A 26064-nucleotide genomic window follows, 5' to 3' on the forward strand; every position below is an offset into this window, starting at 1 on the left:
TTTATCTCACGTTCGATGATAGACGCGCGATTTAGAACAAGGGTTCTAGAGCCTATGCAATTGACTCATCATCTCGAACCCACTCAGGCGCGTATTGAAGTCGCGTGTCATGCCGATGACCTTGAACTTCTCCCCCATCTCGCCGGGCAGGGCCAGGCGCTTGAGTTCCCCGGCCAGTTTCAGGCGCTGCTGCTCTTCGCTCGCCGCGTCGACGGCTTCGTGCGCGCCGAGGCCGAGCAGGAAACCCGCCTGGCTGGTGAAACCGGCCACTTCGAGTCCGGCCTCGATGCCGGCTTCGGCCACGGCGGTGAAATCGACAAAAGCGGATAGATCGGTCAGCCCCGGCCACACGAAGGGGTCGAAATGGGCGCGGTGGCGGTAGTGGCAGACCAGGGTGCCGTCGCTGCGGTCGGGGTGGTAGAACTCCTCGCGCGGATAACCGTAGTCGATGAACAGCGCCAGCCCGCGTGAGAGCGTTTCGGTGACGGTTTCGATCCAGTCGGGCAGGTCGACGCAGATTTCGCTGACGTAGCCTTCCGGAAGCGGCCGTGAAAGCCGTTGCCGGAGCCTTCCGGCGGCTTCTTTCAGTCGTGTTCGCGGCTGGCGATGGACCCAGCTGAAGCGGTTTTCGCTGAAATCCACGCATTGTTCCAGCAGCTCATCATTCTCGCCGATCTCGAAGCGGGCGACCGGCAATGCATCGATGACTTCGTTGGCGATGATGATGCCGTCAAAGGGCTCGCCTGGCGGCTGGTCGATCCAGCGAACGCGCTCGAGAAGCCCGGCGGGCAATTGCGACAGCATTTCTTGCTGAACTTCCCGCAGGGGCGCGCTGGGCTCGAGAATCAGGTATTCGCGTGGCAAGGCGCTCATGTTCTCGAGCAGGTCGCGTGCAAGTACGCCCGAGCCGGCGCCCAGCTCCACCAGTGTCCAGTCCCCGCCCAGTTGCTCGGCCGCTTCGTCGCACTGGCGCGCCAGCGCGGCGGCGAACAGGCCGCCCTGTTCCGGCGCGGTGACGAAATCGCCGGCCGCGCCGAACTTGTGCAGGCCGTTGACGTAGTAGCCCAGCCCCGGCTCGTACAATGCCATGTTCATGTACCGGTCGAAGGGCACGGGGCCGTCGCGTTGGATTTCGGCCACGATTTTTCGGCACAATCGTTCGCTCAGGCTCGCCAGTTCGGCCGGCGGCTCGGGCAGTGTCAGGGATGGAGAAACGGATGATGACAAGCGTGGAAGCCCGGCGTGGACGTGTGGCGATTGTAACCGGCGCGGCCCGGCGTATCGGTGCGGCCGTCGTCCGGGAACTTCATGGCCGGGGGCTGGATGTCGTGATTCACTACCGTGGATCGGCCGACGAGGCAGGAGTTTTGCGCGATGAATTGCTCGCACTGCGGCCTGGTTCGGTCGCCCTGGTCCAGGCCGACCTGGCCGATCACGCCGCTCCCGAGCGGATTCGCGACGCCGCCCTGGCCGCCTTCGGCCGCATCGACGTGCTGGTCAACAACGCGTCGGCCTTCTATCCCACGCCGCTGGGGTCTGTCACGAAGGCGCAGTGGGACGAATTGTTCGACAGCAACCTGCGTGCGCCGTTCTTCCTGTCCCAGGCCTGTGCGTCCGAGCTGGGTGGGCGTCAGGGCGCGATCGTCAACATGGTCGACATTCACGGACTGGTGCCGTTACCCAGCCACCCCGTCTATAGCCAGGCCAAGGCCGGCCTGATCGCCCAGACGCGCTCGCTGGCGAAGGAGCTGGCGCCGGAGGTGCGTGTCAACGGCGTCGCACCCGGGGCCATCCTGTGGCCGGAGGGCGGGGAGTCGCCCGAGGCCGGCGAGGAAATCCTCCGGCACGTCCCGCTGGCGCGACAGGGCCGGCCCGAAGACATCGCGGGCGCAGTCGCCTTTCTCGCCCTGGACGCGCCCTACATCACCGGCCAGATCCTCGCCGTAGACGGCGGGCGGCTGCTGAATATGTGAAGGGAAAACCTGTTAAACGCAAAGACGCGAAGACGCAAAGAAAACAAATTGAAAACGCTGACTCAGAACCATTTCAGAATGGATTTTGATCTCTTCTGTGGTTTCTGGTTCTATCAGTTCTTGGCGTCCTCGCGTCTTTGCGTTTTAAAGCTTTTTTGACCTTGGGGTTCCTACTTCAATAACTTGGTGACGTCGCGGAAGCGTGGGTGGCTGGCGTCGTGCATGAGTTCGAACAGCACCATCTCGACGTTGCTCAGGTGCACGCCGGCGGCTTCCATGCGGCGGAAGGCGATGTCGCGGTTGAAGGCCGAGCGGGACGACACCGCGTCGGCCACCAGGTGGACCTCGTAGTTCTCCGTCCTGAGTGCGGCTGCTGTCTGCCATACGCAGACGTGGGTCTCGATGCCCGCCAGCAGGATGTGGTCTCGTCCCGAATCACGGATGGCCTTCCTGAGACTTTCGTCGCCCCAGCAGCCGAAGCTGTCCTTGGCGCAGGGCGAGTAGCCTTCGAGTTCCTCGGCCAGCTCGGGCACGGTGGGCCCCAGCTTGTCGGGCAATTGCTCGGCCCAGGCCACCGGGACGTCGAGCAGGCGACAAGCCTCTATGAGTACCTTCTGCTGGTGAATCATCGCCTCGGACTCGTGCATGATCCGGGCCAATTTGCCTTGAACATCGACCAAGAGGAGGAGGGCATTCTGCGGGGTTGGGTGGTCGGGGATATGGCTCATGGGTCTTGCCTGCAGTGGATCGTGACATGTCGCTTGGAGTTTGATGGCTTGCGGAGGTCCGGGTTTCAGGGTTCAGGTTTCAGGGTTCAGGCGGCATCGTCCGGGTCATGTTGGGCGGCTACGCCGCGATATCGGATCGAAGGCCGCGTAGCACGCCGTCGCCTCGCGGCGAAGTCGCCCCGCACCGCTCTCAGCAGCCCGCTCCTGAACCCTGAACACTGAAACCTGAACCCTTCTTCAGCCACTGCCCCACCAGTTGGGCGTGTTCGGTCGTTCATTGCCCAGGTCGGCCGGCTCCAGGGACCGATCCCCGTCAAACTCCTCCCAATGCTCTGCAAACGTCTTCCCCGTTTCCGGGTGCTGAAGCTGCGGCGCCAGGTCGGCCATGGGCTTGAGGACGTGAGCGTACTTCAGGATCTCGTCGCGCGGCAGGGTCAGTCCGTCGAAGTCGCCCACCTTGTCGTCGTGCAGCAGGATGTCGATATCGAGCGTGCGGTCGGAGAACTTGGGCTGGTTGCGATTGCGTCCGTACTCGTCTTCCAGCGCGGTCAGCCAGTCCTTGAGTTCGGCCGGAGACAGATCGGTATCGATGCGAGCCGCGCAGTTGAGAAAGTCGTTGCCGGAGAAGCCCACGGCGGCGGATCGATACACCGGCGAAATCGCGGTATTGGCGAACTTGCGGTACAGCGCGCGGATGCCGGCACGGATATTGGCTTCGGCATTCCGGTTCGACCCCAGTCCCAGGTAGACGGTGCTCATGGCGCTCGGCCCCGCTCGATACGAATGCCGACCGACTTGGCGCCTCTGACGGCCCCGGGCTTGTCGAGCTCGAGCCGAAGCCAGTCGACCGGGAACTCCTCGAGCACGATTTCCGCACATCGCTCGCCCAGTGTTTCGACCAGCTGGAAACTGCTTGATTCGACAAAACCGATCAGCCGCTTGGCCACGGCCTTGTAGTCGAGTGCGTCCTCGATGCGGTCGCTGGCAGCACCCTTGCGAATGTCGCTGCTCATTTCGAGATTCAGCCGGACGGTCTGGCGAATCTTGCGTTCCCAGTCGTAGATGCCGATAACGGTCTCGACGTCGAGGTCCTTGATGAAGACTATGTCCATAGGGTTGGCTGGTTCGCTTGTTGGCTAGTTCGCTGGTTCAAAATTCCGAGAATGTTAATTCAATTCACGCCTGATCCGACAGCGCCATCGCGGCTGAAGCCCAATGCACGATGGCCAAATATCCATAAACCAGCCAACAAGCCAACCAGCTAACCAGCCAACGAGTCGATTGCCCACCTCGGCCTCACGCCGATCAACCCATCCCTCGTCGCCTCCCCCCGCCGATACCACCCCGCATGGGCGATCATGGCGCCGTTGTCGGTGCACAGCTTGAGCGAGGGATAGTACACGCGGCCGGGGACGCGGTGCTCGAGTTCGGCGCGCAGGCGGGTGTTGGCGCTGACCCCGCCGGCGATGACCAGGCGCTGCATGCGGGTTTCCTTGAGGGCGCGCTTGCACTTGATGGCCAGGGTCTCGGCCACGGCCTGTTCGAAGCCGGCGGCGACGTCGGCGTGGTCGGCCTCGTTGACGCGCGCGATCAGTTCGCGTGTATGGGTCTTCAGTCCGGAAAAGCTGAAGTCCAGGCCGGGCCGGTTGGTCATCGGCCGGGGGAATTCGAAGCGCTCGGGATCGCCGGCCTCGGCCAGGCGGGCGACTTCCGGTCCGCCGGGATAGCCCAGGCCGAGCAGGCGCGCCGTCTTGTCGAAGGCCTCGCCGGCGGCATCGTCGAGGGTCTCGCCCAGCAGCTTGTAGCGGCCGAACCCTTCCACCGCCACCAGCATGGTGTGGCCGCCCGACACGAGCAGGGCCACGAAGGGAAAATCCGGTGACGGGGTCTCGAGCAGGGGCGAGAGCAGGTGGCCTTCCATGTGGTGGACCGCGATGGCGGGGCGATCGAGCGCGGCGGCCAGCGCCACGCCCGTGGCCGCGCCCACCAGCAGTGCGCCGGCCAGGCCGGGCCCGGCGGTGTAGGCGATTGCGTCGAGTTCGCTCGTCGGCATGCTGGTCGATTCGAGCAGTTCGCGCACCATGCCCGGCAGCTTGCGCACGTGGTCGCGCGAAGCCAGTTCCGGGACCACCCCGCCGTAGGCGGCGTGATCCGCCTGGGTGTAGACCAGGTCTGCGACAAGCCCCCGTTCGGCGTTGTAGAGGGCCACGCCGGTCTCGTCGCAGGAAGTTTCGATGCCAAGAATGTTTTGCACGTCGGGGATTTACGGGTTTATAATGGTCAGCTTTCCACAAATTACCGGAACGGGATTTTAATGCCGAGTGTAAAGGTCAAGGAAAACGAGCCGTTTGAGTACGCCCTGCGCCGCTTCAAGCGCTCCTGCGAGAAGGCCGGTGTGGTCGCCGAAGCGCGTCGCCGCGAGTTCTACGAGAAGCCGACCCAGGAACGCAAGCGCAAGAAGGCCGCGGCCGTCAAGCGCCACCTGCGCAAGATCTCGCGCGAACGCGTGAATCGCAAGCGGCTGTACTAAATACTGAACACGTATTCTACGCAACTTCTCGGCGAGGCGGGTCGATCATGTCGCTGAAGACGCAGATCAACGATGACGTCAAGCAGGCGATGCGTTCCGGTGAAAAGGAACTGCTGAAAACCCTGCGCATGATCACCGCCGCGGTCAAGCAGCGTGAAATCGACGAGCGCACCGAGCTCGACGACACGCAGGTGCTGGCCGTGGTCGAGAAGATGATCAAGCAGCGCCGCGAGTCGGCCGAGCAATACCGGGCCGGCGACCGCCCCGAGCTGGCCGAAGCCGAAGAAGCCGAAATCGCACTGCTCGAGCCCTATCTGCCGGAGCAGCTCTCCGACGAAGAGTTGGCAAAGGCCGTCGACGAAGCCATCGAAGAAGCCGGGGCCAAGGACATGAGCTCGATGGGGCAGGTAATGGGACTGCTCAAGCCCCGTCTCCAGGGTCGCGCGGACATGAGCAAGGTTTCCGGGCTGGTCCGTTCGAAGCTGGCCGGCTGAGCGTCAGGCCGCTAAACTGGTTCTGTGGCCGGCCGCATCCCCGAAGACTTTATCGAATCCCTGCTGGAGCGTACCGATATCGTCGAGATCGTCGGTGCGCGTGTCGATCTCAAGCCCGCCGGGCGCGGCGAGCACAAGGCCCTTTGCCCCTTCCATGACGAGAAAACCCCGTCCTTCACGGTCAGCGGTGACAAGCAGTTCTATCACTGTTTCGGTTGCGGTGCGCACGGCACCGCCATCGGTTTCGTGATGCAGTACGACGGGCTGGAGTTTCCCGCCGCGATCGAGGAGCTGGCGCATATGGCCGGCCTCGAAGTGCCGCGCGAGGCCGGCCAGGCGCCGATCAAGAAGAATGATCGCCTCTACCAGGCGTTGAGCCAGGCCCAGACCTGGTTTCGGCGACAGCTCGGTGCCAGTGAAGCCGCCCGCGATTATCTCAAGTCGCGCGGTTTCGACAAGGCGACGGTGGATGAATTCGGCATCGGCTATGCGCCCGACGCCTGGCAGGCCCTGGCCGACTTCATGATCAACGAGGGCTTCCGGCCGCAGGAGCTCGAGGAAGCCGGCCTGGTCACGCGTCGCGACGGCCGGGTGACCGACAAGTTCCGCGACCGGGTGATGTTCCCCATTCACGACCGGCGCGGCCGGGTCATCGCCTTCGGCGGCCGGAGCCTGGGTGAGCGCGGGCCCAAGTACATGAACTCGCCCGAGACCCCCGTTTTCCACAAGGGTCGCGAGCTCTACCGTTTGTTTCAGGTGCGTCGCGGCGGACTGCCTCCGCGCATCCTGGTGGTGGAGGGCTACATGGACGCCGCCGCGCTGTTCCAGTTCGGTTTCGACAATGCCGTGGCCACGCTCGGCACATCGGTCACGCCCGACCACATGAGCCTGCTGTTTCGCGCCTCGCCGGTTGTGGTGTTCTGCTTCGACGGCGACCGCGCCGGTCTGCAGGCGGCGTGGCGCGGCCTGGAAGCGGCGCTGCCGGAGCTGAAATCCAACCGCGAAGTCCGTTTCCTGTTCCTGCCCGAAGGCGAGGATCCCGATTCACTGGTGCGCGGCCAGGGCGCGGAAACCTTGACCCGCATGCTCGACGAGGCGAAGCCGCTGTCGGCCTTTTTCTTCGATCACCTGGCCGAGTCTCTGGACATGGCCACGCTCGACGGGCGCGCACGCCTGGTGGCGCTGGCCGAGCCCTACCTCGAGAAGCTGCCGGAAGGCGCCTTCGCCGACATGATGCGCGACGAGCTGGTGCGGCGCGCCGGCCATGGCGGACGCATCCAGCCGGCGGGCGAATCGAAGGCTGCATCGCCCCCGCCGGGCGGAAATGACGAGCGCCCACTGACGCCGGTGCAGTATGCTGTCGCCTTGATCGTGCAGCGTCCGACGCTGGCCGACGGCGTCGAAGAGGGAGCTCTCGAGGGGCCGGCGACGGTCCGAGGGGTCGATTTCCTGCGGGAATTGATTGACTTTTGCCGTCACAAGCCCCAGTTTTCTACGGCTAAGCTTCTTGAGGCCTGGCGGGAACGTCGGGAAGCGCCCTGGCTGGCCCGACTGGCGGCCCGGGACGTACTGGCCGATCGGGATGAAATGCCAACGGCGCTGGCGCAAACTCTGGCCAGAATTCGTCGTCAAATGGTACAGACCAGAATTCGCGAACTTCAGCAAGCCCAGCTCAACGAAGGGGGGCTCGATGAGGACCGCACCAGCGAGTTGCGCCGGCTGTTGAGTCAGCGCAACCAAGACGGATAAACATGAAAGCCGAAAACGCAGCTATGGAAAACGCACCGCGACCCTCTCAGCTCAAGCAGCTGATCCAGAAAGGCCGTGAACAGGGGCAGTGGTTGACCTACGCCCAGGTCAATGACCACCTGCCCGGCGATATCGTCGATCCCGAACAGATCGAGGACATCGTCAACATGATCAACGACATGGGCATCAAGGTCTTCGAGGAAGAACCCGAGGATGCCGATGCGCTGATTCTCAACGATTCGGCCAGTACGGACAACGACGATGAAGCCGCGCAGGCGGACGCCGAGGCCGCACTGGCCGCGGTGGAGAGCGACCTCGGGCGGACGACCGACCCGGTGCGCATGTACATGCGCGAGATGGGCTCGGTCTCGCTGCTCACGCGCGAGGACGAAATCGACATCGCCAAGCGCATCGAAGACGGCCTCAACCAGGTCAACCAGGCAATGGCGCGCTTCCCCGGCACGATCGAGACCCTGCTCGAGGAAGTCGAGTCGTGGAAGGAGGGCAACCTCCGGCTCAACGAACTGGTCAGCGGCTTCATCAATCCGACCTTGCTGGCGGAGATGGAGCTGATCTCCCAGGATGCGATGGAAGCGGCCGTCGAGGAAGAGGCCGAGTACATCGACGAAGACGAAGAGGAAGACGAGGACAAGCCCGCGCCGACGGTCAATACCCTGCCGGATCCCGAGCAGGTGACCCAGTTCTTCGACGAGATGCGCAAGCTGCACGAGCGCTTCACGACGCTGCATGACCGCTATGGTCCCAACAGTCCCAAGGCCTCGGAGCTGCGTGACCTGATCGCCGAACAGTTCATGCGCCTGAAGCTGCCGCCGCGCCTGTTCGACTACCTGATCGACCGCATGCGCTTCCAGGTGGCGCGTACGCGGGATGTCGAGCGCACGATCATGAAGATCTGCGTGGAGCGCTGCGGCATGCCGCGCAAGGAATTCATCACCAGCTTCCGCGAAAATGCCGCTGACCCCGAATGGCGCAAGGGCCTTCTCCGTCGCCGCAGCACCTGGGCCAAGGCCCTCAAGGACTACGCCGACGAGCTGGAGGGCCTGCAGGATCGCCTGGGCCGCTTCGAGCGAGATCAGCGCATCCCCATCGGCGACCTGCTCGAACTCAATCGCTCCATGTCCATCGGCGAGGCCAAGGCGCGTCGTGCCAAGAAGGAGATGGTCGAGGCCAACCTCCGACTGGTCATCTCGATTGCCAAGAAGTACACCAACCGCGGCCTGCAGTTCCTGGACCTGATCCAGGAAGGCAACATCGGCCTGATGAAGGCCGTCGACAAGTTCGAATACCGCCGCGGGTACAAGTTCTCGACCTACGCGACCTGGTGGATCCGCCAGGCGATTACCCGCTCGATCGCCGACCAGGCGCGCACCATCCGCATCCCGGTGCACATGATCGAGACGATCAACAAGCTCAACCGGATCTCTCGCCAGATGCTGCAGGAAATGGGCCGCGAACCCACGCCCGAGGAACTGGCCGTGCGCATGGAAATGCCCGAGGACAAGGTCCGCAAAGTGCTCAAGATCGCCAAGGAGCCGATCTCGATGGAAACGCCCATCGGCGACGACGAGGATTCGCACCTGGGCGATTTCATCGAGGACGCCAACATCCTCTCGCCGATCGACACGGCCACAACCACCGGCCTGACCGATACGGTGCAGAAGGTGCTCTCGGGGCTGACGCCGCGCGAGGCCAAGGTGCTGAGAATGCGGTTCGGCATCGACATGAACACCGACCACACCCTCGAGGAAGTCGGCAAGCAGTTCGACGTCACCCGCGAGCGCATCCGTCAAATAGAGGCCAAGGCGCTGCGAAAGCTGCGCCATCCGACGCGTTCGGAACAGCTCCGGAGCTTCCTCGACCTCGAGTGACGTGACGCCCGTCACGACCCCGCCGGGCCACGCTGCCCGGCTGGCCTCGATTCCCGCCGCGGCACTTGACCGTCTCCCTGCCCGGGAGTAGTTTGAACAGCCCCCAATCCGGCAAATCAGGTAAACAGGCATGTTCAACAAGCGCGAACAAGAATCCGAAGGCTCCACCAGCGAAAATCACACGGCAGACAAGCCCGCCCCGTCATCGCGATCGGCAGCGCCGCGCAATGTCGGCGGTACGGCCATGATCGGCCCGTCGATCAACGTCGACGGCAAGCTACTTGGTGACGAGGACCTGGTCATCGAAGGCAAGGTCAAGGGGACCGTCGAACTCAAGAAGAACAGCGTGACGATCGGCAACCAGGGGAATGTACAGGCCGATGTGTATGCCCATTCGATCTTTGTCGACGGCCAGATGGACGGCAATCTCGTGGCTTCCGAGCAGGTGGTTATCCGAAAGAGCGCCCGCGTGAAGGGCAGCATCGCAGCCCCGCGCGTCAGCCTGGAAGACGGCGCGCAGTTCAATGGCTCGATCGACATGGATGCCAAGGGCGAAACCCTCGGCAAGGCTTTCTCCGGCCAGAAGTCCTCGCAGGAATCGAGCGGCGCCGCAAAGACCGAATCCTCGCGTTCGGATAGCGGCTCGGGCAAATCCGGATCCGAAGCCGGGAAGCAGGCCAGTCTCTGACGCTCGATAAGGGGTAGCGATCGTGAGCAGTAACGCCGCGGGTCCGCTGGAAGACAGCGGACCGGAGCCGATACGTGCACCGTTGTTCTCGAAGGCGGTCGAGGCTTTCGAGGACGACCGCCGTCACGTCGTACTCGACCTAGGCCGGGCGCGTGAAGGCACTGTGGCGTTGTTCAGCGCCTACCGCTGCCGGCTCGACATTGTTGATCTGCCGGCTCACCTGGGCGCTCTGCCGAACGTCGACGAAGAAGGCGGGTCCGAGGCCGTCGAGCGCTGGCTCGACGGCCTGCTCCCGCCGTCTCAGGGGGAAACCGTCGACCTGGTGCTGTGCTGGAACCTGCTTAACTACCTGCCGGCGAGCGTCATCGAGGCGCTCGGCAGGCGCCTGGCCGAGCGGGCCTCGCCGCAGGCCCGGCTGCACGCACTCATCGAGTACCGAGCCACCCGCATGCCGGCCGCTCCCGTTTCGTTTGCGCCGGTCGGGCTCGAATTGCTGGATGATCCGCCCGAAGGCGATCCGGCCGCGATTCCGGCCCCTCGCTATACCCCCAAGGAACTGGAGAAGCGCCTGCCGGGCTTTACTTCCGAGAAAACCATGCTGCTGGGCAACGGCATGCAGGAATATCTCTACCGGCGCTGAGCGCGGAATTGGTACAGAAAAAAGCCCGGGCCACGCGAGGTGGCCCGGGCTTTTTCATTGCTGGCCGAAGCCGCGCCTGACGATCAGTCGGCCAGGCGACCCGAATCGCGCCGACGTCTCAGGCCCAGCAGCCCCATCAGGGCGAGCAGGCCGGAGCCGACGATCAGGCCGAGGCGGTCCAGTGTAGGAATCGGGGTTGCCGGTGCGGTTGGTGCAGCACCCCGACCGGAGACGGCAAGCGCCGTGCTGCCGGTTCCGGTGCCGTCGTCGAAGCCGAACACCAGGCTTTCCCCGTAATCACCGGCGCTTTCCGGCGAGAAGGTGACGATCAGCGTGCACGACTCGTCCGGCTCGAGCGTAAACGGCGGCTCGGGGCAGTCGCCCGAGATGCTGAATGGCTCGGGCAGGTTGGTCCAGTCTTCCACCGTAACCGGTGCCGAGCCTCCGTTGGTCAGGGTTAGCTCGACTTCACTCGACTCGCCGGGATTGACCTCGCCGAAGTCGATATCGCCGCCCGGGCTGACGGTCAGTTGTCCGATCACGCCCTGGCCGGAAAGCGGCACCTCGGCTGGTTCGCTACCGGCGTTGCTGGATACGCTCAGGACGCTGTCGAACGCGCCCTCGGCCGGCGGCGTGAAACCGACTGTAACCGTGCAGAAGTCCCCGGCAGCAATCGGCGTGTCGCAGTCGTCGCCGATCAGGCTGAAGACGCTTCCGCGAGCTGCGCCAAGGGCAATGTTGTCGATGACCAGCTCGCCCTGTCCGATGTTGGTGAGGTCGATTTCGCCCTGGGTCGGCTGGCCGACCAGCTGATCACCGAAGTCCAGTGGCTCGAAGCCCAGGCCGGGAACGAGTCCCGTGCCGGTAAGTTCGAAACTGTTGTCGCCGCCCACGCTGTTGGTGACCACGGTGACGGTCTGCGTGGAGGTTTCTCCCGCCGCGGGCAAGAAGCCGGTCAGCAGGGTGCAACTTTCGCCGGCGGCCAGTTCGAAGGGCAGGCCGGCCGCGCAGTCGGAGAAGTCCAGGCTGAACGGCGCACTGGGCCCCTGGAAACCGGTGACCTCGAGGGTGCCGTTGCCGTCATTGAGAAGCGTCACCGGCTCTGTGGCCTCGACCTCGACCGAGACGGAGCCGAAATCGATGTCCGGGTTGGCGTCGACCACCGGAATGGCGCGCTCGACACTGCCGGCGTCGCACTGGCCGGTAATCGGGTCCGGCCGGCTCTTGCCGCGCTGGTCGACGTTGAAGTCGGTACCGCAACCGTCGGTGTCGGTGACGACGTTCAGCGCCGGGCTGTTTGTCGCCGGCAGGTGCGTGCGGGTCGGACCACCGTTGTCGGCCAGTTCGCCGAGCTGCGGGGCTTCGCCCAGCAGATCGGTGCTGGTGGTGTCGGTATTGAATGTACTGCCGTCGTCCGGCCCTTCGCCGATCAGGCTGGCGCTGACTTCGAAAGTCGTGTTCCCCGGAACGGGCTCGGTGTTTCCGCGCGCCTCCCAGTCGGGCAGTTCGAGCTGCGGGAAGGCCTGGGCCAGACGATCCCAATAGCCAGCCATCCGTGCGGTCTGGGGGGGCTCTGGCTCTACTACGGTACCCAGATCGGCCGAACCCTGTGCCGAGCTGTTGCCGGCGATGATGCTGCCCGCAATCTCGGCGGTGCGGTACTGGCTGAATGCGACCGACAGCCCGCCGCCGCGACCGACTGTTGCGGTGTTGCCGGTCAGGGTCATGCCTTCCAGCCGTACCGGCCGCGGGTCAATTCGGGACTCGCCATCGTTCTGTCCGATTGCCCGTCTGGGATCGGGAAAGTACAAGTATGCACCGGCCGCGTAGGCCGCGGAGTTGTTGCTGATGGTCGACTGCTGCATGGCGACCGTGCCCGGGTATTTGTTAACCATGTACATGCCGCCGCCGATGCTGCCGAACTCATCTTCGCTCACGGCCTTGTTGCCGCTGATGGTGCTGCCCGAAAGCGTGAAATCCAGGGCATCGGAGATAACGAACATGCCGGCGCCGACTGCGGCGCTGTTGTCGGAAATCTCCGTATCCTCGATGCTGATCGAGCCGTACTCGTTGATGAACGTGGCACCGCCACCGGGACCGCTGGTGCTGTTGCCGCTGATGACCGAGCGCGTGATGGAAACCAAGCCGGCCTCGATGAGTTCCTCACCGCGTTCGGCGGATTCCGGTGTCTGTTCGATTAGGAAACGCGCATTCAGGCTGAACAGGCCGCCCGCGCTGAAGTACTGGTCTCCGGTGACGCTGTTGTCGACAATCTGCGTATCGGTTACGGACAGGCTGCCGTAAGCGGCAACGCCGCCGACCCCGGATTCCGTGGAATTGCCCGAGATCGTCGAGTCGACGATCTCGGTGCCGTAGTAGGAGTAAACGGCCAGGCCGCCGAAGCCGTAGCTGCCCCGGTTGTCGCGTATTTCGCTTTGCTCGATATTGATCTCATAGCCGGTGATCCCTGCACCGCCACCGCCGTTGGTTTCAACGCCGTCGGCTTCCCAGGGCGTATTGTCACTAATGGTCACGTTGGACAGCTGGATGGTGTATCCCTCCAGCTCTGCGCCGCCGATCCCCGTGCGGGAGCGATTGCCGGAAATGGTGGTGTCGCTGATCTCGATCGAGTTATAGACATCGACATGCAATCCGCCACCGTACTCGTAGGCGGTGTTACCCGAGATTTCGGAGCCGCTGATCATGACCTGTCCATCGCCCTTGACCGCAATGCCGCCCCCAGCCAGTTGGTATTGCGTATCGGGCGTATCTTCCGGCGCGGCGTTGTTGGTGATCCGGCTGTTGTTGACCGTAAGATCGCCGCCACCAACGAAGATGCCTCCGCCTTCCAGATCGACGGTGTCGGAATTCGAACCAAAATAACGGCCAACACACCGGGTGATGGTCATGTCGTTGACCGAGAGGCTGGCGCTCCGGGTGGCCAGGCAGCGGTGCTCGGTCGCTCCGTCGAGCGTCACTTCGCTGCCCTGCAGGGTCAGGTCCTCGCTGAGCTGCGGCAGGTCGTCCTCGAGCGCGATGGTTTCGCCGGAGACCTGCGAAAAATCGATCGTGTGGGGGCCGGAAATCGCGTTGGCGTCATTGATGGCTTGCCGAAACGATCCTGCCCCGCTGTCATTGGTGTTTCCCACCTGGAAGGTATCGGCATGCGCCGCACCGGAGGCAAGCGCCATGCCGATGCCGACAGCCAGCGTACGGCGTGCGAGATGGATATCTCGGAAATTGCGAGTCGTCATGGTTCCCCTTTTTCAGGCTGGTTGTTGTTCAGGCGCGGGAGCGCAGCCCCGGATGGCAGGCGTTCTCCCTCAGCCGCCGATATTACGAGAATATGGAGCGTGATACAACTCACAGTTCCCCGGAGAGGTCGCCTGCGGGATTGTCATTAAAAAGGCCCGAATCGCAGTGCGATCCGGGCCATGTTTCAGGCGATCTGTTTTCCCTACAAGTCGGACACACACACCCTGTTGCGCCCGCCTTCCTTGGCCTGGTAGAGGGCCTCGTCGGCGCGCTGGAACAATGACCCGGCGTCTTCATCGGGCCGACTCTGCGCCACGCCAAAACTGGCCGTGACGCTGATTTCATCGTGGAAACGAGTACCGGAGATCAGCTTCCGGAAAGCTTCTGCGGCCAGGCGGGCGCCTTCCAGGTCGGTTTCGAAGAAGACCAGCAGGAACTCCTCACCACCCCAGCGCACGCCAATATCCTGCCGGTTGAGGTGCTGGGTGATCAGGTGGCCGATTCGTTCGATCACGAGATCGCCCATGGCGTGGCCGTGATGATCGTTGACGGCCTTGAAGTGATCGATATCGAGTAGCGCCACGCTCAGCGGTTGCTCTTCCCGTCTGGCACTGGCAATCGCGGCATTGAGCTCGCTCTTGCCGGATACGTGGTTGAGCAGTTCGGTCAGGCCGTCGGACTCGGCTCGCTCGCGAAGGCGGCGCATCAGACGAACCTGGCCGGTCACGTCGCGCTGGATGGCCAGGTAATGCGTCACCTCGCCCTGCTCGTTCTTGACCGGTGAGGTGCGCCATTCGATGTGGAAGGGGCGCCCGTCCTTGCGATAGTTGATGGTGCGGCCCTCGAAATCGCGGCCGGCTTCCAGCGCAAGTCGCAGCCGGCGCACAACGTTCCGATCGGTTTCCTTGCCCTGGAGGATGGCGGGGGTGCGGCCGATGACCTCCTCCCGGCTCCACCCGGTCATCTCGCAAAAGGCGGGATTGACGTAGATGATTTCGGGATGATCGAGATTGCTGTTGGTTATCACGATCGAGTCGTAGCTCGCCTCCAGTGCGGCTTCCGCCAGGCTCCGGATATCGTTCTTGCCGGGCAATCGCGCTAGTCTGCCGTGGGCCGCACTTTCGCTCATGGTGTTCTCGATGACATCGAACGGACTCCACGCCGCTTTCCTTGCTGGAAAGTAGCAGGCTCCGCGGGCAACGGCAAGCGTCGGCGAACTCCGATCTCCTTGTCAGGAACGGCGCCGGGAAAGCTCGGACGCCGCATCGGCCAGGTCGGCCATCACCGCGCTGGCGGTGACCGCCACCCCGGCGCCGGGTCCATGAACTTCCAGGGGCGTTTCCGGGTCGTCGGCCAGCTGGATTCTGGCCAGGTTGCCGCTGCCGCTGAGCCGGGCCAGCGGCGAGTTGCATTTCACCCGGACCGGAGCGACTCGTGCACCCGCGGGCTCGAACTGCGCCAGGTAGGCCCAGGTTTCGCCGTTTGCATGAGCAGCCTGCAAGCGCCGTGACCAGACCCGGTCCTGGTTTTGGAGCGCCCGGATCACGTCGCTGCCGGGAAGCACCGATTCGGCCCACTGGTCGGCGACGACCGGCTCGCGCTCGACCGATATCTCTTCCAGGCCCGCCTCGCGCAACATGATCGTCAGCTTGCGGGCGACATCGCGGCCGGAAAGGTCTTCGAGCGGGTCGGGTTCGGTGAAACCGCGAGCGCGGGCGTCGTCGACGGCGGCGGAAAGCGGCCTGCCGGCGGCCATCTGCGAGAAAACGTGCACCAGGGTGCCCGAGACGACCGCGGTGAGACCGGTCGGCGTTGCACCGGCACGTCGCAGGCGCCTGAGCGTGGACAGGATCGGCAGCCCGGCGCCGACAGTGGCCGAGTAGCCCAGCGGTGCGCCGCCGATACGTGCCGCCTGCCGAATCGAGCGGTAGAGCGCCAGCTCACCGGAGAAGCCGTGTTTGTTGGGCGTGACCACGCCGATGCCGGCCTGCAGCCACTCGGGGTAGTAGCGCGGCAGCACCGGATCGGCCGTGCAGTCGACGATGACCGTCGGCCGGCCGTCGGCGGCGATCCTTGTAGCCAGGCGGTCGAGTGTTTCCGGATCGCGCCTGCGGTCTTGCTGTTGGCGCTCGGCGACGACCAGGTGGGTGCTGCGATTGATGGCTTCGCGGAGCGCGAGGCCCGGCAAGTCCGTCGAATGGCCGACCTGCCCCAGGCGCGAGACCAGCGCCGAGCCCACCTGCCCGGTGTGCCCGATGACAACGACATCAACGGTTTGTGTCGCTGCCGCGGGACGGGGGGAGCCGAGATTGTCCCGGATTCCGGCAAGCGCCGGCTCACGGGCGGAAAGCGTGCGCGTGGTGGTATTCATGCGTGAGCCTCCAGAATGTTTTCGTTGGTGGCGCCCTGGCGCCGGAAACCGCAGACGATGCGGTCGAGGCGCTCCTGCTCGATCAGGAAGGCATCGTGTCCCTGGGGCGTTTCCAGCCAGGCGATCGAGGATTGCGGCAGGGCCTCCGCCAAAGCCTTCTGGTCGCGCGGCGGATAGAGCAGGTCGGATGTGATGCCGACGATCAGCGTGCGGGCCTCGACGGCCTTGAGCGCTTTGTGCCAGCCCCAGCGGCCGAGTCCGATGTCGTGGCCGTCCATGGCGTCCATCAGGCGCCGATAGCTGACCGGATCGAAGCGTTCGCGCAGGTCTTGCCCGTGGTGATCCAGCCAGCCCGGCGCGGTGCGTTCGCTGCCGTTGTCCGGCCCAAAGCGGTCGTCGAGGTTGTCCCAGTGCCGGTAGCTGAGCATGGCGATCATGCGCGCCAGTTCTAGGTCGCCGTGCTCGATCAGCGCCCGGCGCTGGGCGTGGTTGAGCGCGCTGGCCCAGGCGGACTGCCTCGCGGGCGCGGCAATAACGACTGCCGACTCGACCCGGTCGGCCTGGCCGACCGCCCATTCCAGCACCTGCATGCCGCCCAGGGAGCCGCCGATGACCAGCTTCAGGCGCCGGATGCCCAGCGCATCGAGCAGCAGGCGCTGCACCGTCACCATGTCGCGCACCGACACGGCCGGGAAACGCTCGCCCCAGGCACGCAGGCCGCGCCGGTGGCGCGGGCCGGTGGTTCCCCCGCTGCCGCCGAGCACATCCGCGGCAACGATGAAGTCGGTGTTGGGGTCCAGGCTGCGTCCGGCACCGAGCAGCCCCGGCCACCAGTGCTCGAGGTGCCGGTCGCCGGTCAGCGCCGGGCAGACCAGCACGGCGTTGCCGGCGCCGGCGTCGAGCCGGCCCCAGGTGCGAAACGCGATCTCGAGCCGATCCAGTCGCCCGCCGCCGGCAAGCGGCGGCGGGTTCTCGATGGTAATGACGCGATCCTCGCCGTTCATGCCGCGGCCGCCAGTCCGGCACGCTCGAAGGCACCGGCGAAGTCGTCGATGATGTCGTCGATGTGCTCGATGCCCACCGCGACCCGGATCAGCTCGCTGCTGACACCCGCGGCGCGGCGCTCGTCCTCGCTCAACTGCTGGTGTGTCGTGCTGGCCGGGTGGATCACCAGGGTCTTGGCATCGCCGACGTTGGCCACGTGGCTGGCCAGCTCGACGCTGTTGATGAACTGCCGGCCGGCCACCTCGCCGCCGCGAATGCCGAAAGTCAGCACCGCGCCAAAGCCATGGTTCAGATAACGCTTGGCACGTTCATGCGAGGGATGGCCGGGCAGACCCGGATAGTTGACCCACTCCACGGCCGAGTGCTTTTCCAGCCACTCGGCCAGCGCCTGCGTGTTGTCGACGTGGCGCTGAACGCGCAGCGACAGGGTCTCGAGGCCCTGCAGGAACAGGAAGCTGTTGAAGGGGCTCAGGGCCGGGCCGAGATCGCGCAGCCCCTCGACGCGGGCGCGAATGGCAAAGGCAATGTTGCCGAAGGGGCTGTCGGGACCGAAGGTCTCCCAGAAGTTCAGGCCGTGATAGCCGGGCGCCGGTTCGGTGAATAGCGGGAAGCGGCCGTTGCCCCAGTCGAAGCTGCCCGCGTCGACAATCACGCCGCCGATGGAGGTGCCGTGCCCGCCGATCCACTTGGTCGCCGACTCGACCACGATATCGGCGCCGTGCTCGATCGGCCGGGCTAGGTAGCCGCCGGCGCCGAAGGTGTTGTCGATGATCAGCGGCAGGCCCTCGCGCTTGGCCAGGGCCGAGAGCCCTTCGAAATCGGGGATCCGGAAGCCGGGGTTGCCGATGGTCTCGGCGTAGATCGCGCGGGTCTTGTCGTCGATCTGTGCGGCAAAGGCGGCCGGGTCGTCGTCGTCCACCAGGCGCACCTCGATGCCCAGTCGCGGCAGGGTCACCTTGAACTGGTTCCAGGTGCCGCCGTAGAGCGACGAGGCGGCCACGATGTTGTCGCCGGCCTGGGCCAGCGTCGTGATGGCGATCAGCTGCGCGGCCTGGCCCGAACCCGTGGCCACGGCGGCGACCCCGCCCTCGAGCGCGGCGATGCGCTGCTCGAACACGTCGGTGGTCGGGTTCATGATGCGCGAGTAGATGTTGCCGAACTCTTCCAGGGCGAACAGGCGTGCGCCGTGATCGGCATCGTCGAAGGTGTAGGAAGTGGTCTGGTAGATCGGCACGGCCCGGGCGTTGGTGCCCGGCGCCGGCTCCTGGCCGGCATGGACCTGCAGGGTTTCGAATCGTCTCGTTCTGTCGTTGCTCACGGTCTGTCTCCTCAAGTTTGCGGTGGATCGCGGTTGCCGCAGCGGAAGACAGATGAGGGGGTTGGACAAAGAAAAACCCGCACCGGCCAGGCCGCTGCGGGTTTTTACGTGATTCGGTTTGGTCTAGTGGATCAGAACACAGCCGTACACGCATCCGCAGCAGAGGCTTGCAGACACATGCACATGCACATTGCGCAGTTGAAATGTTTGGCGGGTTCGAAACTCATAACCCTATTTACTCAGTTTCGGGACGAGCTGTCAACAGCCTTGAAGGAATTCGAACTGATCGTCGCGCCGGTCGCATAGCGGCGTGCGAGTCCGAACGCACGGCGCCAGATCAGCCATGGCTTCGGCCGGTGGCGCAGCGCTCGAAGCTGCGCCTATTTCCCGACTGAACCCAAGCTTATGTGCGGCGCCACACTGTTCGTCCCGGCTGGTTCCGTTAGAGTGCTGCGGGCTTGGTCAGATCACGCCAAGAAGGCGTGATGTGATCGAGTTCATGGCAGTTTGTAAAAAACCAATACCTGAAATTGATAATGCGGCGTTACACTTTTGATAGCGGTTCTATTCGAAAGCGGAACGCCGCCAAGCAAGGGGGATTCATCCACATGACAGCAGAGTCCAGGAGCGAATCCAGATGCACCCCGACAACACGCAAAATCCCATTCGATACCGCTTGGCAGCATTAGTCTTTGCCGCCGTGGCACTCATGGCCTCGTCCGCCTCGGCACAGATGGTTACCGGCGGCTTCACGGGCTGGTGGGCCCAGCCCGATCAGCAGAACCACGGCCTGATCATCGCGATTTCGCGCCTGCCCAGCGGCGAGCGCACCGGCGTGATCTACTGGGCCCATTTTGATGACGAGGGCAATCCCGCCTGGCTGATTGCCCAGGGCGACCTGGACGACGACAGCATCGATGCGGCGGTCTTCGAGGTGGAAGGCGTCACCTTTATGCAGCCAGCCGAGGAAGGCAGTAACTTCGGCGAGCAGGTCGGCACGATGGAGGTCTCGTTCGAGAACTGCCTGACCGGACAGGTGGCCTTCGAGACCAGTACGGTCGGCAGCGGCGAGTTCAGAATCGAGCGGCTGACCGACCAGCCCGGTGCGGTTTGCAGCGGCGGCATTGGCGATGATCAAGAGCCTGGTACCGGGCTGGAGGAGTTCGATGTCGACCTCGTCTCCACCGGGGTTCACGTCGGCGCCGAGGGTGAGGCGGAATTCGAGATCCGCCCGGGCAAGGCCGAGTTCGAAGTCGAAATCGAAGACCTTCCGGCAGGCGACTACGAGCTTCAGGTCGGCGAGATTACACGCGGCACGATTACGGTGATCGAAGACGACGAGGGGGATACTGAAGGCGAAATCGAATTCCGCTCGCCTGAAACGGACGATACCCTTCTGCTGGATTTCGATCCACGCGGCCAGATCATCGACGTGCTCGACGACGGCGTGATCGTCCTGACCAACATGGCACCGGAAAACGGCGTAACGCCGGGCCAAGAGGATGCACCTCCCTTCGGCGACAGCGAGATCGAAGTCGACTTCAACAACGACGGTGTGTATCCGGATGGCGAGGCCGAAGCCGAGTTTGAACAGGGCTCCGACGAGGTGGAATTCGAAATCGAGGTCGAAAACATCCCGGTTGGCAGTTACGCCGTCCTGGTCGATGGAATCGAACGTGGAGAAATCCTGGTCACGGCCGACGACGAAGGCACGGAGGGTGAACTTGAATTCCGCTTTCCGCAGGAGACCGATACGTTGCTGCTCGATTTCGACCCCAGGGGCAAGCTGGTGGAGATCTTCGAGGATGGCGTGTCAATTTTCCACGTCGACTTCCCTGTTGTCGGCAACGACGACGATGGTGACGACGACGACGACGATGACGATGACGATGACGATGACGATGACGACGGCGACGGCGACGATTGATCGTTGCTCGCCGTTGCCCGTATAGACTTTCGCGGGCCCGTTATCGGTCCTTGTTCGTGCCTGTCACGGCAAGTAACCTTCCCCGGCCGGCTCCCTCGCGGGAGCCGGCTTTGCACTGATTCGACCCCAAACGGATGTGCGGAGCCAATGGCTGGAGCACATGTTGCTTTCGAGGTTCGTTAGAGATCAGGCGGAATCCGGAGCCACTGGGACAGCTCAGAAGACCGTTTCGCTACGGCTGCTGAGATCGCTCCAAATTCCCAATCAGAATTCTGCCCAACAGAGAGAAGTAATTGCTCGACTCGACGCATTGCAGGAGCATACACAGCGCTTGATTTTAATCTACACGACAAAGAAGGCAAGGTTAGTAGAGCTCAAGCAATCCCTCCTCCAGAAAGCCTTCTCCGGCGAACTGACCGCCGACCGCGCCGAGCGCGAGATCGAGTCGGCCACGGCCTAAGCGGCGCCGACCTGCGGGCGATATTCAGACAAGCCGTCACCCCAAATCAAAAAATGGTGACGGTTTGTCTGGGTCCGCGTTCGTGCTTCATCGTTGGGCCTGCTGTGCCCGCCACTGCAACGCCGGGTAGTTGTCGAGATGGGCTGCCAGCTCGGGCTCCAGCTCCAGCAGGTCAGGGCGGATACTTCCTTTCTCGATCAACTGGTGGAGAAACTCGTGCTCGATTTCGTCGAGAGGTAGCAGCGATGCCAGGGCCTGACGCGTTTCGCCGATCAGTCGTTCGAGCATTTCCTCCTGCTCCTTCCGGCGTGTCAGTTGGTGCTGAACAAGCAGGGGGAACAGGTTGCGTCGTGCATCCCGGTAGCCGACGTCGACGTCGTCCAGCGTGATGGTGCGCCAGTCGCGGCGGTTCATGGCGCCGTAAAGGATGAATGCAGCACGCAGACGCGATGGATCGGTTCGTGAAACGGTCAGAAGATGATGGGCATCGAACAGATCGCGGGCGGCCGTGCGGGAAAACAGTGCCGCCAGTTTTCCACCGGCCAGTTCGTGAATATCCAGAACCGGAATCCCACGCGCAACGATAGTGCCAAGCGGCTGCGAGTCGAGTCGCTGCAGCGGCCACAGTGGTTGCCGGTAGAGGTAGTTGAGATCGACTTCGAGAGTTCCACCCCCACCGAACGCATCGCTGTAGCGAAAGCTCCACTTGCAGCCGGCGTGGCTGCTGGGTGCGCGAATGAGCGAGAGATTATGGCGCCCGGCAATGGCCTGGATTCTCTGCTCGATCTGTGGTCGTTCGCCAAGCATCTTTTCCCGATCGAGAGCCCCGATGTAATTGAGGTCGATATCGACCGACAGACGGGGCAGGCCGAAGTGAAACAGATTGAGTGCGGTTCCGCCTTTCAGGGTGAGCCGGCTTGCGAGGAATGGATCGTCAAACAGCGCCTGCAAGAGTTCCACCAACCGGTCGACCTTCTCCAGGAACTCGATGCGGAAGCCGGTTTCGCCGGCGAGCCGGTTCAGGGATTCCGCCGACAGCGTCATGTGGGCTCCTCCCAGCTCCGCTCGGCTACAGACAACGGAACCACCAGATTCCACCGGGACAGAAACCGGGTGGGTTCGCTGCTGCCGCGACTCAGGTAATGCGGGCTGGACGGAGACAACCGGCATAGCTTTTCGAGCGCTTGATCATCGACCATCAGCGGGTTGCGGTTGACTTCCAGATACCAGCCGACCTTGGCGGCGGTCGTGGCGTTGCCCAGGGCGGCGACGTAGCGACATACGAGTGTGAGGTCAAGGTACTCGATCATGTCGAGCGAGCGCCAGACTTCTTCCCAGCCGCCGCACAGTTCGGGACGGTCCAGCGCATCCACCAGGCAGCGTTCGAGTCCGGTTACCCGGATGGATATGCCGGCGCGATCCAGTGTCTCCATTCCGAGATCCTGCTGGCCCGTGCGGACAAGTGCCGGCAGTGTGTTCAGCGCGCGGTAATGCGTGCCCCGAAAGTCGAAAGGGCGTACCTTACGGTCGGTGAGAAACTGGACCTCGTTGAAGCTGCTATAGGCGCGGCCTTGCAGCTCCAGGGCGCTGTGGTAGGCGAGGATAGCGTCGGGGCTGATATGTCCGCCGACCAGGAACGGGTCGACAGGACAGTTTGCCGGCGTCATACCCGGCGGAACCACCCAGTACAGTCCTCGGCGAATCGGAAGGATATGGCCACGCTTGCGGTGGTAGTCGAGGGAGGTCTTGCGGCCCGCTCCACGCAGCCCGGTCCCCGCCTCGAACTCTTCGACGCGAAATATCCTGTGCCGCTTTAGGAACGTTCCAGGCTCCATGACTTGATGATAATGTTGTGAAGGCATAAATAGTTTATGCTTATCGGGCAGATACATCAAGTAGACGTCGATCGGTACAGCGGGATACGCGCCTGGGCGGGCGGCTTCTGGCGACCTCGCAGAAGCTCTCGACCGGCGTAGATGCCCGCAACGTACGCAACATTGTGCTGATGCGGCCAGTCAACTCCATGATCGAGTTCAAGCAGATCATCGGCCGCGGCATGCGTCTGTACGACGGCAAGGACTATTTCACTATCTACGACTTCGTGAAAGCCTACGAATACTTCAACGATCCAGAGTGGGACGGCGAGCCGATCGAGCCGGAGCCGGTCGAGCCGAGGCCGGAGCGACCGAAGCCAGGTGATCCGGAGCCGGCTGACCCCGCCGATGAACCCCAGGAGCCGGGGGAAGGCCCTCAACCGCGGAAGCTCAAGATCAAGCTGGCGGATGGCAAGGAGCGCAAAATCCAGCACATGAGCGCGACCAGCTATTGGAGCCCCGACGGAAAACCAATGTCGGGAGCGCAGCTCGTCGAACAGCTCTTCGGCGAACTGCCCGAGCTGTTCCGAAACGAAGACGAACTGCGCGAGCTTTGGAGCAAACCTGAAACACGCAAGGCCCTGCTCGAAGGCCTGGAGGAAAAGGGCTACGGCACCGAGCAGCTCCGCGAGATCGGCCGTCTGATCGATACCGAAACAGCGACCTGTTCGACGTGCTTGCCTACATCGCCTGGGCGCGCCCGCCGATCAGCCGCGCCGAACGCGTAGAGTCACATCGGCCAATGATCTTCGAGGGCATCGACTACGCCCAGAAGGAGTTTCTGGAATTCGTACTCGACCACTACGTCGAGCGCGGTGTCACCGAACTCGATCCGGAAAAACTCCCCCACCTCATCGACCTGAAGTATCACAGCGTCAACGATGCTGTTCGGGAGTTGGGTACCGTCGCCGACATTCGCACTGCATTCGTGGATTTTCAGTGGGTCCTAAACCAAAACAGTCCGCTGTTTGTCGAATAACTTGTCCGAGAGTCTCAGAACAGACCCTTCGATGGAGCCGGTTGCCAACAGGAAGTGCGCACGAGACCGTGGGAAGTCCAATTTCGCGTACCCTGTATTTGACGCCACCGGTTTTTCGGCGTGCCGGTCTACGGCGCATGCCACGACAACCGTTCGTACATCAGGAAGATTTCATGAGACATCTCGTAATTGCTCTGGCCTTTCTGGGCCTGATACTGCCGGTATTGGCATCCCAATCCGCGATCACCTACCAGGGCCAGCTGCAAGATGCCGCCGGCCCCGTGACCGACACGCATAAAATGGCGTTCAGGCTGTTCGACAGCGAAACCGGAGACGGCCAGATCGGCAGTGAGGTGAGCATTGCCGCCGTATCGGTTCAGGATGGCCTGTTCGAGGTCGAGCTTGATTTTGGCAGCGAGGCTTTTTCGCAGAGACCACGCTATCTCGAGATTGAGGTCGCCGGCTCCGTGCTCGAGCCGCGCCAGCGGATTGCGCCGGCTCCGACGGCGTTGAGCGTGCTTAATATGCCCGAGGACCTGTACTGGAACCGTGGCGGTAATGCCGGCACCGACCCGGCCGTCGACTTTATCGGCACCACGGATGACCAGCCGCTGGAAATTCGGGTGGATGGTCAGCGTGTGTTGCGGCTGGAGCCTGCAATCTCTGCAAATCTATTTTCGCCCAACTGGATCGGTGGTAGTTCGAGCAATGAGGTCGAGGCCGGTACGGTTGGTGCGACCATTGCCGGTGGCGGGCGCCGGGATTCTCCAAACGTCGTGAGCGGAGCGTTTGGAACCATCGGGGGCGGGATGGAGAACACCGCCAGCAGCTTCACTACAACGATCGGGGGTGGTCCGTCAATACCGCCAGCGGCGCCCGGGCAACGATTGGGGGCGGTTTGACCAACGAGGCCAGTGGCGATATTGCATTCATTGGGGGCGGTGCGAACAACACCGCCAGCGGCATCCGGGCAACGGTTCCGGGCGGCGCCGACAATGAAGCCTCGGGCAGCCACAGCTTAGCCGCCGGCTATAACGCAAAGGCCGAACACGATGGCACCTTCGTTTGGGCCGATTGGACCGATGATTCCTCGACCTTCGCCTCGACCGGTGAAGACCAGTTTCTCATCCGTGCCAGGGGCGGAGTGGGTATCAACACCAACGCGCCAACTGGGATGCTGCACATGAAGGGGGGTGTGAGTCTGACTCCCACGATCCTGTTGGAATCCGAGGATGCCCCGGTTGACCGGCGCGTCGCCGCGCTGTTGATGAATGCGACAACGGGTCACATGAGCATCGGCCGCATGACCGACGACGGCACTTCACTGGCTTCCACCCATTTACAGATTCGCTCCGACGATGGTCATGTGGGCATCGGCCGAACCGACGGCAACATTTCGCATCCGCTGCATATGGACAGTGGGGCTCACGTGACAGCCGGCGGAACTTGGACGAACAGTTCGGATGCGGATGCCAAAACCGACTTTCAGCCGGTGAGTCCCGATGAAATTCTAGCGGGTGTTGTGCAGATGCCGATCACCAATTGGGAGTACAAGAGCGATCAGGGTGTGCGTCACCTGGGACCGACGGCACAGGATTTCGCTGCGGCCTTCCAACTCGGCCGTGGAGACAAGACCATTTCCACGGTCGATTCCGATGGCGTGGCGTTAGCCGCCATTCAGGCTCTGTATGGGCAGCTGGAGCACAAACAGCAGCAGATTGAAAAACTGGACATGCGCCAGACTGCGCTGGAAAACGAGAACACCGAGTTGCGCCGCCTGGCCGAACGCAACGCTGAGCTGGAAGATCGACTGGCTGCTCTTGAAGCACTGCTGGTCGATCACGGTCAGCTGTCCGAAGTGGCGCCATGATGGTTAGATATAGGTGGAGATGGTTGCAAGGGATTCGGTTTTCCCTTGTGAGTGCCGCCGTGCCCTTCATCAGGGCAATCTAGACCGGCTAGTGCCCGGTTGCACCGAGTCGGTGCCCGATCGCTCCGTTGCCGCCGAATGCCTCACTCGAGAGAAATGGGCCGCCCAGCCGGTGGGGAAGTTCTGCCAGGCGAGTAGGCGAGTGGCCGGGCGACCCGACGATGAGGTTAGCGAGGTCGCTTGGTCCCCGCCACAGGGGGAGCCGCAAGAGATCCTAAAGGCGTTGTTCCCAAGAACTGGAAGGTCTCCAGGGG

The 26064-nt window shown here is 63.3% G+C and carries 25 protein-coding genes; 13 read left to right on the forward strand and 12 right to left on the reverse strand.

What is annotated here, in order from left to right; genetic code table 11:
• Nucleotides 1-45: 45 nt before the first annotated feature.
• Nucleotides 46-1227, reverse strand: a complete 1182-nt coding sequence (locus ACDC66_RS05605; protein ID WP_376695704.1) for a class I SAM-dependent methyltransferase — start codon at nucleotides 1225-1227, stop codon at nucleotides 46-48.
• On the opposite strand from ACDC66_RS05605, the gene ACDC66_RS05610 reads away from it, so the two are divergent.
• Nucleotides 1206-1973 carry a pteridine reductase gene (locus ACDC66_RS05610; protein WP_376695705.1) on the forward strand — a complete coding sequence of 256 codons (768 nt, stop codon included), beginning with the start codon at nucleotides 1206-1208 and terminating at the stop codon, nucleotides 1971-1973. The genes ACDC66_RS05605 and ACDC66_RS05610 overlap by 22 nt on opposite strands.
• A gap of 170 nt (nucleotides 1974-2143) precedes the next feature.
• On the opposite strand, the gene ACDC66_RS05615 is transcribed toward ACDC66_RS05610, so the two are convergent.
• From ACDC66_RS05615 to tsaD, 4 genes are all read right to left on the reverse strand, one after another.
• Nucleotides 2144-2701 (reverse strand): hydrolase, encoded by a 558-nt coding sequence (locus tag ACDC66_RS05615; protein ID WP_376695706.1) that lies wholly within the window; start codon nucleotides 2699-2701, stop codon nucleotides 2144-2146.
• Between the two features lie 237 nt (nucleotides 2702-2938).
• The gene (folK, locus tag ACDC66_RS05620) at nucleotides 2939-3460 is read right to left on the reverse strand and encodes a 2-amino-4-hydroxy-6-hydroxymethyldihydropteridine diphosphokinase (protein WP_376695707.1); all 522 of its coding nucleotides are present in this window, start codon (nucleotides 3458-3460) and stop codon (nucleotides 2939-2941) included.
• Entirely contained in the window at nucleotides 3457-3813 is a 357-nt protein-coding gene (folB, locus tag ACDC66_RS05625) for a dihydroneopterin aldolase (RefSeq protein WP_376695708.1), read from the reverse strand. The genes folK and folB overlap by 4 nt, the downstream gene beginning before the upstream one ends.
• A 149-nt stretch (nucleotides 3814-3962) precedes the next feature.
• Entirely contained in the window at nucleotides 3963-4955 is a 993-nt protein-coding gene (tsaD, locus tag ACDC66_RS05630) for a tRNA (adenosine(37)-N6)-threonylcarbamoyltransferase complex transferase subunit TsaD (protein ID WP_376695709.1), read from the reverse strand.
• A gap of 60 nt (nucleotides 4956-5015) precedes the next feature.
• Here tsaD and rpsU point away from each other — a divergent pair, with 60 nt between their 5' ends.
• The 6 genes from rpsU (at nucleotide 5016) to ACDC66_RS05660 (ending at nucleotide 10691) form a co-directional block, all read left to right on the forward strand.
• Nucleotides 5016-5231: a 30S ribosomal protein S21 gene (gene rpsU / locus ACDC66_RS05635; protein WP_116897063.1), complete on the forward strand. Its 216-nt coding sequence runs from the start codon at nucleotides 5016-5018 to the stop codon at nucleotides 5229-5231.
• 47 nt (nucleotides 5232-5278) lie between these two features.
• Nucleotides 5279-5725, forward strand: coding sequence for a GatB/YqeY domain-containing protein (locus tag ACDC66_RS05640; protein WP_376695710.1), 447 nt, complete (start codon nucleotides 5279-5281; stop codon nucleotides 5723-5725).
• Between the two features lie 24 nt (nucleotides 5726-5749).
• On the forward strand, nucleotides 5750-7474 hold the full coding sequence (gene dnaG / locus ACDC66_RS05645) for a DNA primase (protein ID WP_376695711.1): 1725 nt from the start codon (nucleotides 5750-5752) through the stop codon (nucleotides 7472-7474).
• Between the two features lie 23 nt (nucleotides 7475-7497).
• Nucleotides 7498-9363 carry an RNA polymerase sigma factor RpoD gene (gene rpoD / locus ACDC66_RS05650; protein WP_376695899.1) on the forward strand — a complete coding sequence of 622 codons (1866 nt, stop codon included), beginning with the start codon at nucleotides 7498-7500 and terminating at the stop codon, nucleotides 9361-9363.
• Nucleotides 9364-9493: 130 nt separating this feature from the next.
• Nucleotides 9494-10051 (forward strand): bactofilin family protein, encoded by a 558-nt coding sequence (locus tag ACDC66_RS05655; protein WP_376695712.1) that lies wholly within the window; start codon nucleotides 9494-9496, stop codon nucleotides 10049-10051.
• A gap of 22 nt (nucleotides 10052-10073) precedes the next feature.
• Nucleotides 10074-10691 carry a hypothetical protein gene (locus ACDC66_RS05660; protein ID WP_376695713.1) on the forward strand — a complete coding sequence of 206 codons (618 nt, stop codon included), beginning with the start codon at nucleotides 10074-10076 and terminating at the stop codon, nucleotides 10689-10691.
• Nucleotides 10692-10774: 83 nt separating this feature from the next.
• On the opposite strand, the gene ACDC66_RS05665 is transcribed toward ACDC66_RS05660, so the two are convergent.
• The 5 genes from ACDC66_RS05665 to ACDC66_RS05685 form a co-directional block, all read right to left on the reverse strand.
• Nucleotides 10775-13945 carry a choice-of-anchor D domain-containing protein gene (locus ACDC66_RS05665; protein ID WP_376695714.1) on the reverse strand — a complete coding sequence of 1057 codons (3171 nt, stop codon included), beginning with the start codon at nucleotides 13943-13945 and terminating at the stop codon, nucleotides 10775-10777.
• A 203-nt stretch (nucleotides 13946-14148) separates the two neighbouring features.
• On the reverse strand, nucleotides 14149-15075 hold the full coding sequence (locus tag ACDC66_RS05670) for a GGDEF domain-containing protein (protein WP_376695715.1): 927 nt from the start codon (nucleotides 15073-15075) through the stop codon (nucleotides 14149-14151).
• Between the two features lie 102 nt (nucleotides 15076-15177).
• Entirely contained in the window at nucleotides 15178-16317 is a 1140-nt protein-coding gene (locus ACDC66_RS05675) for a homoserine dehydrogenase family protein (RefSeq protein WP_376695716.1), read from the reverse strand.
• Complete coding sequence (locus ACDC66_RS05680) at nucleotides 16314-17321, reverse strand: homoserine O-acetyltransferase family protein (protein WP_376695717.1); 1008 nt, start codon at nucleotides 17319-17321, stop codon at nucleotides 16314-16316. Before ACDC66_RS05680 ends, ACDC66_RS05675 begins: the two co-directional genes overlap by 4 nt.
• Nucleotides 17318-18640 (reverse strand): O-acetylhomoserine aminocarboxypropyltransferase/cysteine synthase family protein, encoded by a 1323-nt coding sequence (locus tag ACDC66_RS05685; protein WP_376695718.1) that lies wholly within the window; start codon nucleotides 18638-18640, stop codon nucleotides 17318-17320. The genes ACDC66_RS05680 and ACDC66_RS05685 overlap by 4 nt, the downstream gene beginning before the upstream one ends.
• Nucleotides 18641-19316: 676 nt before the next feature.
• On the opposite strand from ACDC66_RS05685, the gene ACDC66_RS05690 reads away from it, so the two are divergent.
• Both ACDC66_RS05690 and ACDC66_RS05695 read left to right on the forward strand, forming a co-directional pair.
• Nucleotides 19317-20567 carry a hypothetical protein gene (locus ACDC66_RS05690; protein WP_376695719.1) on the forward strand — a complete coding sequence of 417 codons (1251 nt, stop codon included), beginning with the start codon at nucleotides 19317-19319 and terminating at the stop codon, nucleotides 20565-20567.
• 331 nt (nucleotides 20568-20898) lie between these two features.
• Nucleotides 20899-21027, forward strand: coding sequence for a hypothetical protein (locus tag ACDC66_RS05695; RefSeq protein ID WP_376695720.1), 129 nt, complete (start codon nucleotides 20899-20901; stop codon nucleotides 21025-21027).
• Between the two features lie 87 nt (nucleotides 21028-21114).
• Here the strand turns inward: ACDC66_RS05695 and ACDC66_RS05700 are convergent, their stop codons facing one another.
• Together ACDC66_RS05700 and ACDC66_RS05705 are read right to left on the reverse strand one after the other, a co-directional pair.
• A complete protein-coding gene (locus tag ACDC66_RS05700) occupies nucleotides 21115-22071 on the reverse strand; it encodes a nucleotidyl transferase AbiEii/AbiGii toxin family protein (RefSeq protein ID WP_376695721.1) in 957 nt (318 codons plus the stop codon).
• On the reverse strand, nucleotides 22068-22862 hold the full coding sequence (locus ACDC66_RS05705) for a type IV toxin-antitoxin system AbiEi family antitoxin domain-containing protein (RefSeq protein ID WP_376695722.1): 795 nt from the start codon (nucleotides 22860-22862) through the stop codon (nucleotides 22068-22070). The genes ACDC66_RS05700 and ACDC66_RS05705 overlap by 4 nt, the downstream gene beginning before the upstream one ends.
• A gap of 188 nt (nucleotides 22863-23050) precedes the next feature.
• Here ACDC66_RS05705 and ACDC66_RS05710 point away from each other — a divergent pair, with 188 nt between their 5' ends.
• The 4 genes from ACDC66_RS05710 to ACDC66_RS05725 all read left to right on the forward strand — a co-directional run bounded on the left by ACDC66_RS05710 (nucleotide 23051) and on the right by ACDC66_RS05725 (nucleotide 25750).
• Nucleotides 23051-23629 (forward strand): type I restriction-modification enzyme R subunit C-terminal domain-containing protein, encoded by a 579-nt coding sequence (locus tag ACDC66_RS05710; RefSeq protein WP_376695723.1) that lies wholly within the window; start codon nucleotides 23051-23053, stop codon nucleotides 23627-23629.
• A complete protein-coding gene (locus ACDC66_RS05715) occupies nucleotides 23575-23880 on the forward strand; it encodes a type I restriction-modification enzyme R subunit C-terminal domain-containing protein (RefSeq protein WP_376695724.1) in 306 nt (101 codons plus the stop codon). The genes ACDC66_RS05710 and ACDC66_RS05715 overlap by 55 nt, the downstream gene beginning before the upstream one ends.
• 173 nt (nucleotides 23881-24053) lie before the next feature.
• Nucleotides 24054-24782 (forward strand): hypothetical protein, encoded by a 729-nt coding sequence (locus tag ACDC66_RS05720; RefSeq protein WP_376695725.1) that lies wholly within the window; start codon nucleotides 24054-24056, stop codon nucleotides 24780-24782.
• On the forward strand, nucleotides 24779-25750 hold the full coding sequence (locus ACDC66_RS05725) for a tail fiber domain-containing protein (RefSeq protein WP_376695726.1): 972 nt from the start codon (nucleotides 24779-24781) through the stop codon (nucleotides 25748-25750). Before ACDC66_RS05720 ends, ACDC66_RS05725 begins: the two co-directional genes overlap by 4 nt.
• Nucleotides 25751-26064 lie beyond the last annotated feature (314 nt).

The organism is Wenzhouxiangella psychrophila (genome assembly GCF_042310375.1).
Taxonomy (GTDB): domain Bacteria; phylum Pseudomonadota; class Gammaproteobacteria; order Xanthomonadales; family Wenzhouxiangellaceae; genus Wenzhouxiangella.